General features: G+C 68.8%; 15 protein-coding genes, 1 tRNA gene and 1 pseudogene. 6 read left to right on the forward strand and 11 right to left on the reverse strand.

Features of this window, described 5'->3' with window-relative positions; genetic code table 11:
- The first annotated feature begins 14 nt into the window (after positions 1-14).
- Positions 15-785: an Ltp family lipoprotein gene (locus F6J84_RS09785; protein WP_150973363.1), complete on the forward strand. Its 771-nt coding sequence runs from the start codon at positions 15-17 to the stop codon at positions 783-785.
- A 168-nt stretch (positions 786-953) separates the two neighbouring features.
- Here the strand turns inward: F6J84_RS09785 and F6J84_RS15820 are convergent.
- From F6J84_RS15820 to F6J84_RS15825, 4 genes and pseudogenes are all read right to left on the reverse strand, one after another.
- Positions 954-1787 (reverse strand): annotated as a pseudogene (locus F6J84_RS15820) (restriction endonuclease); the annotation flags it as partial.
- Positions 1784-2941, reverse strand: a complete 1158-nt coding sequence (locus F6J84_RS09800; protein ID WP_150973368.1) for a restriction endonuclease subunit S — start codon at positions 2939-2941, stop codon at positions 1784-1786. The pseudogene F6J84_RS15820 and the gene F6J84_RS09800, both read right to left, overlap by 4 nt.
- Positions 2938-4422 (reverse strand): type I restriction-modification system subunit M, encoded by a 1485-nt coding sequence (locus F6J84_RS09805; RefSeq protein WP_150973370.1) that lies wholly within the window; start codon positions 4420-4422, stop codon positions 2938-2940. Before F6J84_RS09805 ends, F6J84_RS09800 begins: the two co-directional genes overlap by 4 nt.
- 158 nt (positions 4423-4580) lie before the next feature.
- Entirely contained in the window at positions 4581-5030 is a 450-nt protein-coding gene (locus F6J84_RS15825) for an HNH endonuclease (RefSeq protein ID WP_420846197.1), read from the reverse strand.
- Here F6J84_RS15825 and F6J84_RS15520 point away from each other — a divergent pair.
- Positions 4924-5184 carry a hypothetical protein gene (locus F6J84_RS15520; RefSeq protein ID WP_191905632.1) on the forward strand — a complete coding sequence of 87 codons (261 nt, stop codon included), beginning with the start codon at positions 4924-4926 and terminating at the stop codon, positions 5182-5184. The two genes, F6J84_RS15825 and F6J84_RS15520, sit on opposite strands and share 107 nt — an antisense overlap.
- 224 nt (positions 5185-5408) lie before the next feature.
- Here the strand turns inward: F6J84_RS15520 and F6J84_RS09815 are convergent.
- Positions 5409-5482 (reverse strand) — tRNA-Pro (locus F6J84_RS09815).
- A gap of 116 nt (positions 5483-5598) precedes the next feature.
- Here F6J84_RS09815 and F6J84_RS09820 point away from each other — a divergent pair.
- From F6J84_RS09820 to F6J84_RS09835, 4 genes are all read left to right on the forward strand, one after another.
- Positions 5599-6180 carry a GNAT family N-acetyltransferase gene (locus F6J84_RS09820; RefSeq protein WP_150973374.1) on the forward strand — a complete coding sequence of 194 codons (582 nt, stop codon included), beginning with the start codon at positions 5599-5601 and terminating at the stop codon, positions 6178-6180.
- A gap of 42 nt (positions 6181-6222) precedes the next feature.
- Positions 6223-6918, forward strand: a complete 696-nt coding sequence (locus F6J84_RS09825; RefSeq protein ID WP_238702452.1) for a lysoplasmalogenase family protein — start codon at positions 6223-6225, stop codon at positions 6916-6918.
- Positions 6915-7298, forward strand: coding sequence for an RNA-binding S4 domain-containing protein (locus F6J84_RS09830; protein ID WP_150891829.1), 384 nt, complete (start codon positions 6915-6917; stop codon positions 7296-7298). Before F6J84_RS09825 ends, F6J84_RS09830 begins: the two co-directional genes overlap by 4 nt.
- A gap of 124 nt (positions 7299-7422) precedes the next feature.
- On the forward strand, positions 7423-8808 hold the full coding sequence (locus tag F6J84_RS09835; RefSeq protein WP_150973376.1) for an HNH endonuclease signature motif containing protein: 1386 nt from the start codon (positions 7423-7425) through the stop codon (positions 8806-8808).
- Between the two features lie 104 nt (positions 8809-8912).
- Here F6J84_RS09835 and F6J84_RS09840 read toward each other — a convergent pair whose 3' ends face one another.
- The 6 genes from F6J84_RS09840 to scpB are packed head-to-tail and all read right to left on the reverse strand — an operon-like array spanning position 8913 to position 14598.
- Complete coding sequence (locus F6J84_RS09840; RefSeq protein WP_150973378.1) at positions 8913-9830, reverse strand: NUDIX domain-containing protein; 918 nt, start codon at positions 9828-9830, stop codon at positions 8913-8915.
- 35 nt (positions 9831-9865) lie between these two features.
- On the reverse strand, positions 9866-11389 hold the full coding sequence (gene der, locus F6J84_RS09845; protein ID WP_150973380.1) for a ribosome biogenesis GTPase Der: 1524 nt from the start codon (positions 11387-11389) through the stop codon (positions 9866-9868).
- Positions 11379-12065, reverse strand: a complete 687-nt coding sequence (cmk, locus tag F6J84_RS09850) for a (d)CMP kinase (RefSeq protein WP_150973382.1) — start codon at positions 12063-12065, stop codon at positions 11379-11381. The genes der and cmk overlap by 11 nt, the downstream gene beginning before the upstream one ends.
- The gene (locus F6J84_RS09855) at positions 12058-13185 is read right to left on the reverse strand and encodes a prephenate dehydrogenase (RefSeq protein WP_191905633.1); all 1128 of its coding nucleotides are present in this window, start codon (positions 13183-13185) and stop codon (positions 12058-12060) included. Before F6J84_RS09855 ends, cmk begins: the two co-directional genes overlap by 8 nt.
- The gene (locus F6J84_RS09860; protein WP_224785731.1) at positions 13182-13970 is read right to left on the reverse strand and encodes a pseudouridine synthase; all 789 of its coding nucleotides are present in this window, start codon (positions 13968-13970) and stop codon (positions 13182-13184) included. Before F6J84_RS09860 ends, F6J84_RS09855 begins: the two co-directional genes overlap by 4 nt.
- A 34-nt stretch (positions 13971-14004) precedes the next feature.
- Complete coding sequence (gene scpB / locus F6J84_RS09865) at positions 14005-14598, reverse strand: SMC-Scp complex subunit ScpB (protein WP_150974773.1); 594 nt, start codon at positions 14596-14598, stop codon at positions 14005-14007.
- Between the last annotated feature and the right edge of the window lie 7 nt (positions 14599-14605).

Here is a 14605-nt window from a genome sequence, read left to right on the forward strand (position 1 = left end):
CAGAAAGCTCTGTCATGTCCGAGAACAGCAACAACGCCGCACACCCCGACACTCCCAGCGGGCCGCCCGCAGCCGCACCTTCCGCGGGCCGGGCAGTCGCGGCCTCTTCGAAGCGCGGGCTGCCGAGCCTGAAGTGGTGGCAGTGGAGCCTCATCGCGCTGGGCGTGCTCGTGCTGATCAGCATGATCACGACGGGTATCAGCGGTGGCAGCGCTTCCGATGACGACGGATCCTCCGAGCAGGTGACCGTGGCCGAGGAGGTCGAGGAGCCGGTGGTGAAGACGGAGCCCGAGGACACCACCGTCGCCGTGCCCAATGTCGTCGGAAAGACGGTGGCCGAGGCGCGCGCCGACGTCGAGTCCGCCGGGTTCGTCTTCGTGGTTGATGCCGGTGCCGGCGACGACTGGGTGATCCTCTCCCAGGGCCCCGTCGGGTCCGGCAAAGCGGAACCGGGCACCCAGGTGTCGGTGACGACCGAGGCGCCCAAGCCGGTGTACACGCTCGCTCAGCAGAATGCGATCGGCAAGGCGCAGTCCTACCTGAAGCTCACCGGCTTCTCCCGCGCCGGACTGATCGGCCAGCTGGAGTTCGAGGGCTTCTCCACGGAAGAGGCCACATTCGGCGCTGACAACGCCGGGGCCGATTGGAACGCCGAGGCGGCCGAGAAGGCGGCGAGCTACCTCGAACTCTCCTCGTTCTCGCGCCAGTCGCTCTACGACCAGCTCGCCTACGAGGAGTTCACCGACGCCGAGATCCAGTTCGGGCTCGCCGCTGTGGGTTACTGACTGTGAGCGGGGTGGCGGTCACGCCGGTGGTGGCCACCCCCTCGCGCTCTTGCCGCAGAGCAGGGTCACTCGTCGGCGAAGAAGTCCTCGTCGACCTTGAGGAGCTCGATCGTGCGAGCCACCTGCACGCCGACCTTGTGCCGCAGCATCAGCGCCGTCAGGCGGTCACCGTCAACGAGCGCGATCTCCTGCGGCACGCGGTCGGCGGCGTCGACAGCCTCGGCGCTGAAGCGGCTGGTTGTGAAGAACACGCCCACGTTGGCGCCGCGGGTCGCGAGTGCGCCGACGAACTCCTGCACTTTCGGACGGCCGATCGCGGCCTCGGCGTAGCGCTTGGCCTGCACGTAGATCTTGCTGCCCGAGCTCGTCCCGGTCGATCACCCCGTCGGGCCCCCCGTCGCCCGACCCACGGAGCGGGGACATCGTGCCGTCCCGCCCGTATCCCATCTTCACCAGGAGCGAGCGGACCACCCGCTCGAAGTCGTACGGGTCGCTCTCCTTGAGGCGCTGCAGAAGAGTCGACTTCGTGTCGTTCTCGATGAGCTGGATGCCGGAGCTGATGAGCTCATCAGGGTCGGCCTCGTCAAGATCGGGCAGGGACGGCTCCGCAGAGGCTGCTCGCCGGCTTCGCGCAGGCACATACTCGCTGTAAGCCGGGATCGCCTGCACGACGCGCTCCGAGATCGGGCCAGGGTGCTCTGCCAGCAGCTGCTGCCCCGTGTCTGTGATGCGGAACTTGGCCCGCTCCGGAGCCTCGATAGCCTTCGCCCGCCGGAGCGCCGACGTTGCCCAGCCGATACGGTTGAACGCGCGCGCCTGACCCGACTCGAGCGTCTCCTCAAGTTGCTCAGGACTGAGCCCTGCTCGCACCGCAACCGCGCGCTCAATGTCGCGCTTGCGCCACGTCTGACCGTCCGCAAGCACCTCGAGCAGAGGACGGACTAATCCCGGCCAGGGCGGAATCGTCGGCACCGGGGTGAATCCGGACGATGTGTCAGTCAAAGCTCTCCTCGGAACGCGCGGTGCTGAAGGGACGCGAAGAGCGCGCGCGCGCGGTCGAGCCGCCGGGCAGCTGTCAGCCGAGCCTCCGCGAACTCCCGGGCGACGGCGGCAATGCGATTTTGCTCTGCTTCGCTCACGACCGGTGTGGGGAGGTTGCGTAGGTCGCCAAGATTGATCCCCCGCACGGCGACGCCCTTCGTGTGGCGAGCCATCCATCGTTGCGATTGTTGCGATCGAATCCACACGGCGAGGAACTCTGGTCGTACACCGTCCGCGGCGATTCGAGCTGAGTCCTGAGTGATGTTTGCGCCATCGATTTCTTCGGGGATAAGTGCAAGGCGACCGACATGGCCCCGAATGGACATCAATAGATCTCCACGCTTTAGCTGCGAGCGACGGTACTGTTTCGAAATCTCTGGCGTTGTCCTGCGAACGCCCGCGAGTCGGATGCCCACACCATCCATATCCGCTACTCGAATGTAGGGGATCCCGCCGTCGATGTCTGGGCCCGGTTTCAGGATGCCGTAAGTCAGGGGCCTAGCTGGATCGATGAAGTCCGAAAGTGGGCGCATTTCTACATCGGGCGTCAGCAGGATCGAATCGCCAAGACCTGAAGTGATCACGGACGTTGCGGAGTCAAGCATCATTTGGGAATTGCGAACGATGGCGTCGGCCTCGTCGAGGATCGCTGCGATGCGGCGCTGCTCGGCGAGGGGTGGGAGGGGGACGCTCAATTGGCGGAGAAAGTCGGCGGGTACACGCCGTTGCCCCCCGCTGCCGGTCATTCTGATCTGCCCGCTTGCCCTCACGACGGGGGACCGCAGGAAGTGCAGCAAGTAGCGGCGGTTTATACGAGCATCATCAGGCCGCACTACGTGGAATTCGGTTGAGCCCCAGCCCTGGTCGGTTGGGATCGACGCCTGGCCAATCTTGCCGTTTTCGAAGCAAGGTGTGATCTTCGCGACAAGCAGATCCTTGTTGCGAAAAGGTGTGTAGCCGGGCTTCAGGTCCTCGGGCTTGAGCTGAACCCCCTGGCTCGTCTTTCCGTCTTCTGCCAGGTCTGCCATTCCGAGAAACGTCGCCGTTATCTGATTGTTCTGCCCTCGCGGGTTCAAGGTGGCCAGAGTGCCCAGCGGAACGGTCTCCCAGGTCACGCGAGCATCTCCCGCAGGCGCTTCAGGCCGTCCTGGATCTCAACCTCGAGGGCGTCGAGCTCGTCGAGGATCTCCTGCGGCGAGCGGTGCTCGACGTCCTCGACCTCGATTTCCTTGTAGCGGTTGAGGGAGAGGTCGTAGCCGTTGTCGACGATCTCCTGCTTCGGTACGAAGAAGCTCTGATCGGTCCGGGCGCGGTCGGCTTCGGCATCCTGGTTCCGCCACCGTGACAGCACGTCCGGCAGGTCGTTCGCCTCGATCGGGGTCCGCTTGTCGTCGAGGGTCATGCCGTCAGCGCGCACGTCGTAGAACCACACCCGGTCCGTGCCACCAGACGACGTCTTCGTGAACAGCAGGATCGCCGTCGACACCCCGGTGTAGGGCTTGAAGGTGCCTGACGGGAGCTTGATGACGGCATCCAGCTTGTGGTCGTCGACGAGCATCCGTCGCACCGCCTTGTGGGCGTTCGACGAGCCGAACAGCACCCCCTCGGGCACGATCACGGCCGCACGTCCTCCGTTGCGCAGCATCCGGATCATCAAGACCAGGAACAGCAGTTCGGTCTTGCGCGTCTTCACGAGCTTCTGCAGGTCCTTCGACACGGTCTCATCGTCGAGCGACCCCGCGAAGGGCGGATTGGCGAGCACGAGCGTGTACGTGTCGTCGCCGGGGTGCCCCTCCGACAGGGAGTCCGCTCGTTCGATGGTCGGGTTCTCGACGCCGTGCAGCAGCATGTTCATGCTCGCGATGCGCGCCATCGCCGCGTCGGAGTCGTACCCGGTGAACATCGGCCCGTTGAAGTGGGCGCGCCGTTCGGCATCCGTCCAGATCTCGGGGTGGTGTTCGCGCAGGTGTTCCTCGGCGGCGACGAGGAATCCGGCGGTGCCGACGGCCGGGTCGATGATGAGGTCGTCCGGCTTCGGCTGCTGCAGGTCGACCATGAGCGTGATGATGTGCCGCGCGGTGCGGAACTGCCCATTCGTGCCGCTGGTCGCGAGCTTCGAGAGCATGTACTCGTATATGTCGCCCTTGGTGTCGCGATCATCCATCGGGATCTCGGCCAGCAGGTCGACGACTTTCGTCAACAGCGCGGGCGTCGGGATCGTGAAGCGAGCGTCACGCATGTTGCGGGCGTAGCTCGAACCTTCGGCGCCGAGCCGGCGCAGCCAGGGAAAGACGTGCTCGGACACGACCTCGAACATCTCGGCGGGGGCGTAGTTCGTGAACACGCTCCACCGTAGGTCGCGGTAGGGGCGTCGCCCCGGTAGGTCACTGTCGTACCCCTCGGGGAAGACCGGGTCCTCGATCAGGTCGCCGAAGCGGGCGGCCTTCCTCTCGGCGAGGGTGTGGAGGTCGTCGAGCCGCTTGATGAACAGCAGGTAGGTGATCTGCTCGATCACCTCGACCGGGTTGGCAATGCCGCCGGACCAGAACGCATCCCACACCTTGTCGACTTGGCGTTTCAACTCACCTGTGACCACTGTTTACCTCTTTCGCGTGCCGTGTCCACGGTAGTCGAGCCTGCGCACGGCCAACGCGCCGTGAGCGGACGCGCCAGTGCTGCGGGGCGCCGCGACGATCTCTCCGCCCATCCTTCACGGATCTGTTCAAGGTAGTTCGGGCCGAAGAACGCGGACGATTACTTTTCAGTGTGATCGTGGATCTGCTGTCCCCTCTGCGCGGCGTCGCTCCAGATGTCGTGAACCACGACATCTGCGCCAATCAAGATGAGGGGTTGGAGCAGTCGACTGGGATTCTCGCCTGGCCACTTCGTGCCGGCTACTTCGAGGGCCCCCTCCGGAACAGACATGGCGCGCGTCGGGTCGGTGATTAGCGAGTCCGCTTTTCGAGTGTTGCAGGCAGCGTGCAGGGTGGTCAGATTGTCGAGGGTGTTCTCCCCGCCGTGGGCGTGCGGGTGGATGTGGTCGGCTTCCGGCGCAAGGGCCCAGAACACGATCGCCGCAGCGAGCGAGGGTCGGCCTGTGCTCTGGGTCGATGACTTCGCCAGCAACAGAGGCCTCCGGTACGCGCACTCCCCGCGGGCGCTAGCAGGCATCCGCCGCATCAACCCCTGGACCGGGATCACCATGGACGATGTGACCGCGATGAACACATGGCTGGCGCTCGCGGCCACTCCCGACGGCCAAGACCCGCTGCGTCGCCAGTGGCGTCGGGAACGCGACCAGCTCCGCCGACTCCACAGACAGGAATTGCCACCCGGCTGGCGTGCGCTCATCGTGTGACCGACCGGCGAGATACCGGCGAAACCCACGCTCACCCAGGCCAATCCAACGCGCCCGAAAACGGGCGCGTTCCGTGTTTTCCAGGCCGGGGCACCCCAGTCGGACATCCTAAGACCGAATTCAAAAACCCGAGACGCAGAAAAACGAGAAGGGCACCGGCTCGAAGCCAGTGCCCTTCTCGTTTTCCAACCGTTTTGCCGTCGGTCTTACCAACGGCTCTCCGGTCGGGATGACAGGATTTGAACCTGCGACCCCTTGACCCCCAGTCAAGTGCGCTACCAAGCTGCGCCACATCCCGGAGCCGCCCGCATGCGGGCAACTCGACTATCTTATCCCGATCCGACACCCGCCGCGAACACACAGCCCATCCGTCTGCATCTCGCGTGTGTCCCCGGTCGGCGGTAGCGTCTCGACATGGCTCGCATCACCATCCTCCCCGCGACAGCAGAACGGTTCGACGACGTCGAGATGACCCTCACGGGCGGGGGCGACGGCAAGTCCTGCCAGTGCCAGTGGTGGCTGCTGACGAATCGGGAGTTCGAGGGCACGACGCAGGACGAACGGATGCGGATGCTGCAGGAGGAGACCGCGCTGCCGGTGCCCCCTGGGCTCGTCGCGCAGGTCGACGGTCGGGCGGCGGGATGGGTGCGCGTGGGGCCACGCAGCATCCTGCGCCGCTTCGCCCGCTCACGGATCTACGGGCCGAACGCCCAGGGGTCCTGGGAGGACGAGGACGTGTGGGCGATCAGCTGCTTCAGCGTCCGTCGCGAGTTCCGCGGACAGGGCGTGAGCAAAGCCCTCCTGACGGCGGCTGTGGAGCAGGCACGGGCGGAGGGTGCACGAAGAGTGGAGGCGTATCCCCGCGACACCTCGGTCTCCCGGCCCAGCGCCAACGAGCTGTTCCGGGGCGCACTCTCGAGCTTCCTGGCTGCAGGGTTCAGCGAAACGGCCCGCCCCCGCCCCGATCGTCCGATCGTCTCCCTCGAGCTCACGTAGCGCCTTCCGCGCCGTGCGCTCGCGCCGCGCTACCGTGGACCGGTGCGCACCGTAGCGGAACCCGAAACCGTCACCACGCTGACCAGATCATGGTGGTGGGGCTTCGCCGTGTTCGCGGCTGCCTCCGTCGTGCACATCCTGGCCCTCGCTCTCGACGCCGGCGACGTCGCACGACCGACGAAGCTGCTCCTCATGCCCCTCCTGGTGCTCGCCGCACTGTGGGCATGGCGGGGAACGCGGCGCGGCGCCATCCCGGTCGCCCTCGTCATCGCGCTCATCCTGTCCTGGTTCGGCGACGGCGCGGCCACCTTCTTCCCCTTCGCGCCGGAGCTCCCGATGATGCTGCTCTGCTTCGGGCTCGCGCACGTGGTCTACATCTGGCTGTTCCTCACACGGCTGACACGACGGCGCGTCCCGATGTGGGCGCTCGTCTACGCCGCCTGGTGGCTGGTGCTCGTCATCGTGCTCTGGCCGCACCTCGGCGGGCTCGCCTTCGCTGTCGCAGCGTACGGGCTCGTCCTCGCCGGGACGGCCACGGCCGCTGCGCGATGCGGCGGCGTGATCGCGCTCGGCGGAGCCTTCTTCCTCGCCTCGGACACCGTGCTGGCCTTCCGGCTGTTCCTGCCGGACGCGATGCCCGATTGGACGAGCCCCCTCGTCATGCTGACCTACTGCCTCGGCCAGGCTCTGATCGCCGCCGGAGTCGTACTCGCCACCTCCACCAGGGCGACCACATGACCGACGCCACGTCTCCGGTCCGGGTCGACTCCTGGCTCTGGGCCGTCCGCGTCTACAAGACCCGATCGGCCGCCACCACCGCCTGTCGCGCCGGGCACGTGCGGATCGGTGGAGACCGCGCGAAAGCCGCCCAGCTGGTGCGACCCGGCGACGAGGTACGCGTGCGGATCGCCGGCTTCGACCGCACGTTGATCGTCCGTCAGACGATCGTCAAGCGCGTGAGCGCCCCCCTTGCCGCCCTCGCCGTGGAGGACCGCACTCCCCCACCGCCGCCCCGGGAGTCCATCCCGTTCACCCCGGTGCGGGACCGCGGTGCCGGTCGCCCCACGAAGCGCGAGCGCCGCGACCTCGACCGTCTGCGCGGGCGCGAGGACGAGTAAAGGCGAAGCCGACGGATACCCCGACCGTTCCTCCCCCGTCGCTCGGGAACGGAGTTGTCCACGGCTGTCCCCGCACAGCGGATATGGGCGCTCCGATGTCGGACCCCCTCTGCACAATGGGAACATGTCTTCGAAGGTTCCGATCCGGCAGTTCGACGCAGAGCACACTGCGCGCGCCGCGATCGTGGCCGAGGTCCTGTCCGCCGAGGCCGCGGTCGCGTCTGCGCAGGCGGCGGCCGCCCGGGCCTACGCGAAAGCCGCCGCCCACGCGGAGGAGACGGCGCGAGACGGCGCCGCGCGCGACCGCGACATGGCCGCGCGATCCCTCGCGGCGGAGATCGGCTGCGCAGGCCGGATGTCCGACCGCACCGTCCAGCACCGCATGGATGACGCCGAGGCTCTCGTCACCCGATACCCGGCGACGGTCCTGGCCTGGGGCGAGGGGCGCATCTCGCAGACCCACGTCCGAGCGGTCGCGGACGCGGGTCTTCCCCTCGATGCCGACGACCGGGCGTTGTTCGATGCCGCAGCCGTCCACATCTGCGAAGCCGAGACGCCGGCCCGGGCGAGGCGGCTGCTCGACATGCTCGCCGAGAAACTGAACCCCCGCACCCTCACCGAGCGTCACCGGGACGCCCGTGAGACCCGCGCCGTCCGAGTGCTCCCCCTGGCCGACGGGATGGCCGAACTCACCGTCATCGTCCCCGCCGCTCTGGCCCACGCGATCCATGACCGGCTCACCAGACAGGCCAGAGTCGTCAAGGATGCCGCTGAACGCGCGCGCACATCCGTGCCGGATGCCCCGCCCGAGGGCGCGCCCATGGTTCCCGCATCGTCCCCTGCTGCAGACCCTGAGCCCAGCCCGCACGAGATCATCGCGTCCGACCGGCGCACACTCGATCAGATCCGCGCCGATGTGCTCGCGGACATGCTCCTCACCGGGTGTCCGGACGCGGATCCCACTGCAACCGGTGACGCGCCCGGTGCACTCGGCGCCATCCGAGCCGTGGTGCAGGTGGTCGTCCCGGCCCTGGTCCTCGCCGGCACGAGCGACGACCCCGCGGAACTGGACGGGCGCTCACCCATCGACGCGGACACAGCCCGGCGCCTCGCAGGCGGATGCACCGGATGGGACCGCATCCTCACGCATCCGGTCACCGGCGACGTCCTCCGGACCGACAGGTACCGCCCGACCGACGCCATGAAGCGCTACCTCCGGGCGCGGGATAAGCACTGCAGGTTCCCGGGATGCCGCATGCCCGCCGTGCGGTCTGACGAAGACCACACCCTCGACTACGCCTTCGGCGGTCAGACGACCGTCGAGAACCTCGGGCACCTGTGCAAGCGCCACCACACCCTCAAGCACGCCACCCCCTGGACGGTGCGACAACTCGCGGGCGGGGTGCTCGAATGGACCTCACCCCTGGGCCAGATCTACAGCGACGACCCACCGGCGGTCGGACCCACCAGCGTCCAGTTCGTACCCGACGGCGACCCGCCGCCGTTCTGAGTCGGCGCACGCCCACAGGACCGTCCTCCGCCCGCTCGGGCAGGAGTCCCACTCGCTCGGGCAGCTGTGCCCGGCTTGTCACTCGGGCCGTAGTGCCCGGCCTATCACTCCGGCAGGAGGTCCAGCAACCAGCCGGCGCCGTGCACAGTGGCACCCACCGCGGCGCAGCGCTGAGCGAGTTCACGGTCGCTCGTGACGACCGTGACCACGTCGCCGGCTGCCACCCGCTCACTCGCCTGAGCGACGATCGCGTCATCCCCCGCTGCCGGCGCCGGAACGACACGGACCGGCCCGTTGACACCGTCGGAGGGTGCAGACGCGGCGCGCGCCTTCCCCTCCACCACCACATCGAACTCCGGGTACCAGGTGTCGGCGCCGAGCCCCAACGCCGACGCAGGCACACCGGCCCGCGCGAGCGCGTCGAACCGGGTGAGCAGCCGTCTTGTCGCGCCCGCTCGATCGCGCCACCATCCGTCCGGCACCGCCCCGACGACGTTCGCCGCATCGACGATCACGGTCGGGCGGACATCGATGAGCGCGCGCAGCATGGCCCACGAGTCGCCGAAACCGGGATGCAGCGGGTAGTCCGCGACCTGGTCGACCGGCACCCACGACAGCTCCACGCTCTCCGGGTCGCTGATCACGGGTTCGAACGGCTCGACGACGTCGGCGAGGAGCGTCGTGTACGACCAGTACCCGAGCTCGAGAACACTCAGAAGCCGGGGACGCACCGCACCATCCGGTACGCCCGCCTCTTCCGTCGCCTCGCGCACGGCGCCGTCCGTGGCGGACTCGCCCTCGTGCCGGGCACCGCCGGGGAGGCCCCACGTCCCCCCGAAGTGACTCCAGGAGACGCGGTGCTGCAGCAGCACGCCGCGCGCGGCATCCACCGCAAGCAGACCAGCGGCGCCGAAACGCCCCCAGTACCGCTCGCCCGTGGGGGCGATCACCCAGGCGTCGCCGGCATCGCGCGGACCGAGCGGGCGGCGCGGCTCGTCGGGGCGGGGAGGCTCAATCGTCACCGTTCCACCCTGTCATAGTCGCGCCGGCCCGCCGGTCACCGCTGCTTGCGTTCGCGCACCCGCATGTTGATGACGATGGGCGAACCTTCGAAGCCGTAGATCTCGCGCAGCCGACGCTGGATGAAGCGGCGGTAGCCGGGGTCGAGGAACCCGGTCGTGAACAGCACGAATGTCGGCGGGCGCGTGCTCGCCTGGGTCCCGAACAGGATGCGGGGCTGCTTGCCACCGCGCAGCGGGTGCGGGTGCTCGGCGACGAGCTCCGAGAGGAACGCGTTGAACTTGCCCGTCGAGATGCGCTGATCCCACGACTCGAGAGCCGTCTCGAGCGCCGGCACGAGCTTGTCGAGGTGACGTCCGGTGCGCGCGGAGATGTTCACCCGCGGTGCCCACGCCACGTGGGCGAGGTCCTGCTCGATCTCGCGCTCCAGATAGCGACGCCGGTCGATGTTCTCCATCTCCGGGGTGTTCAGCAGGTCCCACTTGTTGAAGGCCAGGACGAGCGCGCGCCCGGATTCGAGCACCATGTCGATGATGCGGACGTCCTGCTCGCTGAGCGGCTGCGAGATGTCGAGCACGACCACGGCCACCTCGGCCTTCTCGAGCGCCGCCGACGTGCGCAGCGACGCGTAGAAGTCGGCGCCCTGCGACAGGTGCACGCGGCGGCGGATGCCGGCGGTGTCGACCAGACGCCACAGCTTGCCGCCGAGCTCGACGATCTCGTCGACCGGGTCGCGCGTGGTGCCGGCGAGCTCGTTCACGACGACGCGCTCCTCGCCCGCCGCCTTGTTCAGCAGCGACGACTTGCCGACGTTCGGGCGTCCGAGGATCGCGACGCGGCGCGGACCACCGATTTCGTGCTTGGCGACGGCGGACACGTCCGGCAGCACCTTCATGACGTGGTCGAGCAGGTCGGCCACGCCGCGGCCGTGGATCGCGGAGACCGGATACGGCTCGCCGAGTCCGAGGTTCCAGAGCGCAGCCGCCTCCGGCTCGTGCCGGGCGTCGTCGATCTTGTTCGCGACCAGCAGCACGGGCTTCCCGCTCCGGCGGAGGAGCTTCACCACGTGCTCATCGGTCGAGGTCGCACCGACCATGGCGTCCACGACGAACAGGACGACGTCGGCGAGATCGATCGCGATCTCCGCCTGAGCGGCGACGGACTTGTCGATGCCGCGGGCGTCCGGCTCCCACCCGCCGGTGTCCACGAGGGAGAAGCGACGCTCCATCCACTCCGCCTTGTAGGTGACGCGGTCGCGGGTCACGCCGGGGGTGTCCTCGACGACCGCCTCGCGACGGCCGAGGATGCGGTTCACGAGCGCCGACTTGCCCACGTTCGGCCGGCCCACGATCGCGACCACCGGAAGCGCCGGAAGGTACTCGATACCGTCCCCGGAGCCGACCAGCCCGGACAGGACCGCGGCATCCTCCTCGTCCAGGTCGTAGTCGGACAGCGACGCCCGGAGCGCGACGGCCCGCTGCTCGGCGAGCGTCTCGTCCAGGTCCGCCAGCCTCTCCTCCAGCTGGTCCGGCCCTGCTTCGTACTCGTCCTCAGCGCGCATTCTGCACCTCCTGCATGTTCCCGATGAGGGCGATGAGCGCCGACACCGATCCTTCGAAATCGAGATCCGTGGAGTCGACGACGTCGACCCCCGGAGCCGCCGTCATGAAGTCCACGACGGCGGAGTCGGATGCATCACGCCGGTGCAGTGCGTCTGCGACGGCCGCGGCATCCTGTCCGGTCAGCTCGGCCGAGCGGCGGGCGGCGCGCACCTCGGGCGAGGCGGTCAGCAGCACGCGCACCGGAGCGTCCGGGGCGACGACGGTCGTGATGTCGCGTCCTTCGACGACGACACCCGGGCGTTCGGAGTCGGCCACGAGCTCGCGGAACCGGCCGTTCAGCGTCTCGCGGATGACGGGGACCCGGGCGACACCGCTCACGGCCTCGGCGACCCGGGTCTCGCGGATGGCGGATGTCACGTCGACATCACCCACCCGCACCCAGTAGTCATCGGGGTCGAGGGATATCCCGGCCTCGAACTCCCCCATCGCCTCGGTCACCGCGGTGGCATCCGACGTGTCCAGCCGGCGTTCCAGCGCGAACCAGGCGAGGGCGCGGTACATCGCCCCGGTGTCGAGGTAGCCGAAGCCGAGCCGGCGGGCCACCTCTTTCGACACGGAGGACTTGCCGCTCCCGGCGGGGCCGTCCACGGCGACGAGGAAGACGTCCTCAGTCATTGGCTGTACTCGCAATCTTCCATCCGCGCGACTCCAGGCCCGCGACGGCGGGGCCTGCGGCGCTCGGCGCGACGCTGATCTCAGCGAGGCCGAATTGGGCGCCGGGAGAATGCTCCAGGCGCAGGTCTTCCACGTTCACGCCCAGCTCGCCGAGCTCCCCGAAGAGCCGGCCGAGCTGGCCCGGGGTGTCGTCGACCATGACGACGATCGTCTCGAAGCGGCGGTTCTGTCCATGCTTGCCGGGGAGGCGTTCGACGCCCTGGTTCCCGCGGCGGATGGTGTCGGCCACCGTCTTGCGCGCACCGGGCGCGTCGGGTGCCCGCAGCGCGTCGGCGACTCCGGCGAGGTCGGCCGCGAGCTCGTCGAGCACCGCCACGACGGGTTCGGCGTTCGCGCCCAGGATCTGCACCCAGAGTTCGGGAGCGGACGCGGCGATGCGCGTCGTGTCGCGGACGCCCTGGCCGGCCAGGCGCAGCAGCCCCTCCGGAGCCGGGACGAACCGGCTGGCGAGCAGGCTGGCCACCAGCTGCGGTACGTGCGAGACGAGCGCGACCGAGCGGTCGTGCTCGTCGGGAGTCATCTCGAGGGGTGTCGCGCCGAGGTCCAATGCCAGGCCCTCCACGAGGAGCAGATCGGACGCCGACGTCTCCTCGTCCCGGCAGACCACCCACGGCCGTCCCACGAAGAGGTCGGCACGCGCGGCGATGGCGCCGCCCCGCTCGCGTCCGGCGAGCGGATGGGAGCCGATGTAGCGGCGGAGGTCCACGCCGCGCTCGCGCAGGGTGTGCAGCGGGGCGAGCTTCACGCTCGCGACGTCCGTCACGACGGCCTGCGGATGGTCGCCGAGTTCGCGCTCGATCACATCTGCGGTGACATCGGGCGGGACCGCCACGACCACGAGGATCGGCCGGTCGTCGGCGCGCGCGGCGCGCCCCGCGCCGTAGTCCACGGCGAGACGCAACTGTGCCGGAGAGGTGTCGTCGAGGGCGACGTCGACGCCGAGCGCGGTCAGGGCATGACCGATGCTGGCTCCCAGCAGTCCGGCACCGACGATGCGGACGGTGCCGGGGGTGCGCACGGCGACGCGCGCTGATGCGGCGTGAGGGATGGTCTCGCTCACTCGTTCTCCTGCTCTCCGGGCGGCGCCTCCTCGGCACCGCGGCGCGCGAGCGTGAGAAGCGCACCCCGCTCCACTGTAGTCAACTCCCGCGTCCGTCCCAGCGCGAGGGTCCCGAGGTGCAGCGGGCCGAACTGCCGGCGCACCAGCTCGCGGACGGGGTGACCGACCTCGGCGAGCATGCGCCGCACGATCCGGTTCCGTCCCGAGTGCAGCGTCAGCTCCACCAGGCTCGTCTCCCCGGAGGTGTCCAGGAGACGCGCCTTGTCCGCGCGGATCGGGCCGTCCTCGAGGTCGATCCCCCGGGTCAGCCGGGCGATGGTCTGCGCGGTCATGCGGCCCTCGACCTTCGCGATGTACACCTTGGTGACGCCGAAGGACGGATGTGCCAGCACGTGCGCGAGGGCTCCGTCGTTGGTGAGGATCAGCAGCCCGCTCGTGTCGGCGTCCAAGCGCCCCACGTTGTAGAGCCGCTCTTCCCAGTCCTTGGTGTACTGACGCAGGTCAGGACGTCCCCGGTCGTCGGCCATGGTGCTGACGACACCGGTGGGCTTGTTGAGCATCACGTAGCGCTTCGACTGGTCGAGCTGGATGGCCGTGCCGTCGACGTCGACGAGGTCGGTCTCCGGGTGGATGCGGCTGCCGAGCTCGGTGACCGTCTCGCCGTTCACCCGGACGCGCCCGGCGACGATGAGGTCCTCGGCCACGCGACGGGACGCGACGCCGGCGTTCGCCAGCACCTTCTGCAGGCGGACGCCCTCGGTATCGGCGGGTCCTTGTTCGCTCACTGTCTTTCCTCCTGCTGTGCACGCACACGCATGCTCAGCGTGTGACTTCGTCGAAGCCGGCCGATCCGTCATCCAGGAGCGGCGAGATGTGCGGCAGTTCGTCGAGGGAATTGATCCCGAGATGGCCCAGGAGCGCCTCGGTCGTCCCGTAGAGGATGGCTCCGGTCTCCCCGTCGTGACCGACCTCGGTGATCAGGCCGCGCCCCACGAGGGTCCGCACGACCGAATCCACGTTCACCGCACGTATCGAGGCTACCTGTCCGCGGGTGACAGGTTGCTTATAGGCGATCACGGCGAGCGTCTCGAGCGCCGCCTGGGACAGGCGGGAGGGCTGTTGCGTGCCGAGGAACTCCGAGATCAGCCGGTCGTAGTCCTCCCGGACGTACAGCCGCCATCCCCCGCCGACCTCGCGCAGCTCGAAGCCGCGACGCGGACCGCCCGATTCGCCGTCGTAGTCGGCGACGAGAGCTGCGACGGCTTTGCGGACCGCGGGCACGGGCGCGCTGACGGCCGCGGCGAGGCTCACGAGGCTGTGCGGCTCGTCCACGACCAGGAGGATCGCCTCCAGCCGGCTTGCCACGGATCCGACGTCCTGGGGCCACCCTTCGGTGGTCGGCTCCTCCGTCATCGAGGTC

The sequence above is a fragment of the Microbacterium caowuchunii genome (genome assembly GCF_008727755.1).
GTDB classification, from domain to species: Bacteria; Actinomycetota; Actinomycetes; order Actinomycetales; family Microbacteriaceae; genus Microbacterium; species Microbacterium caowuchunii.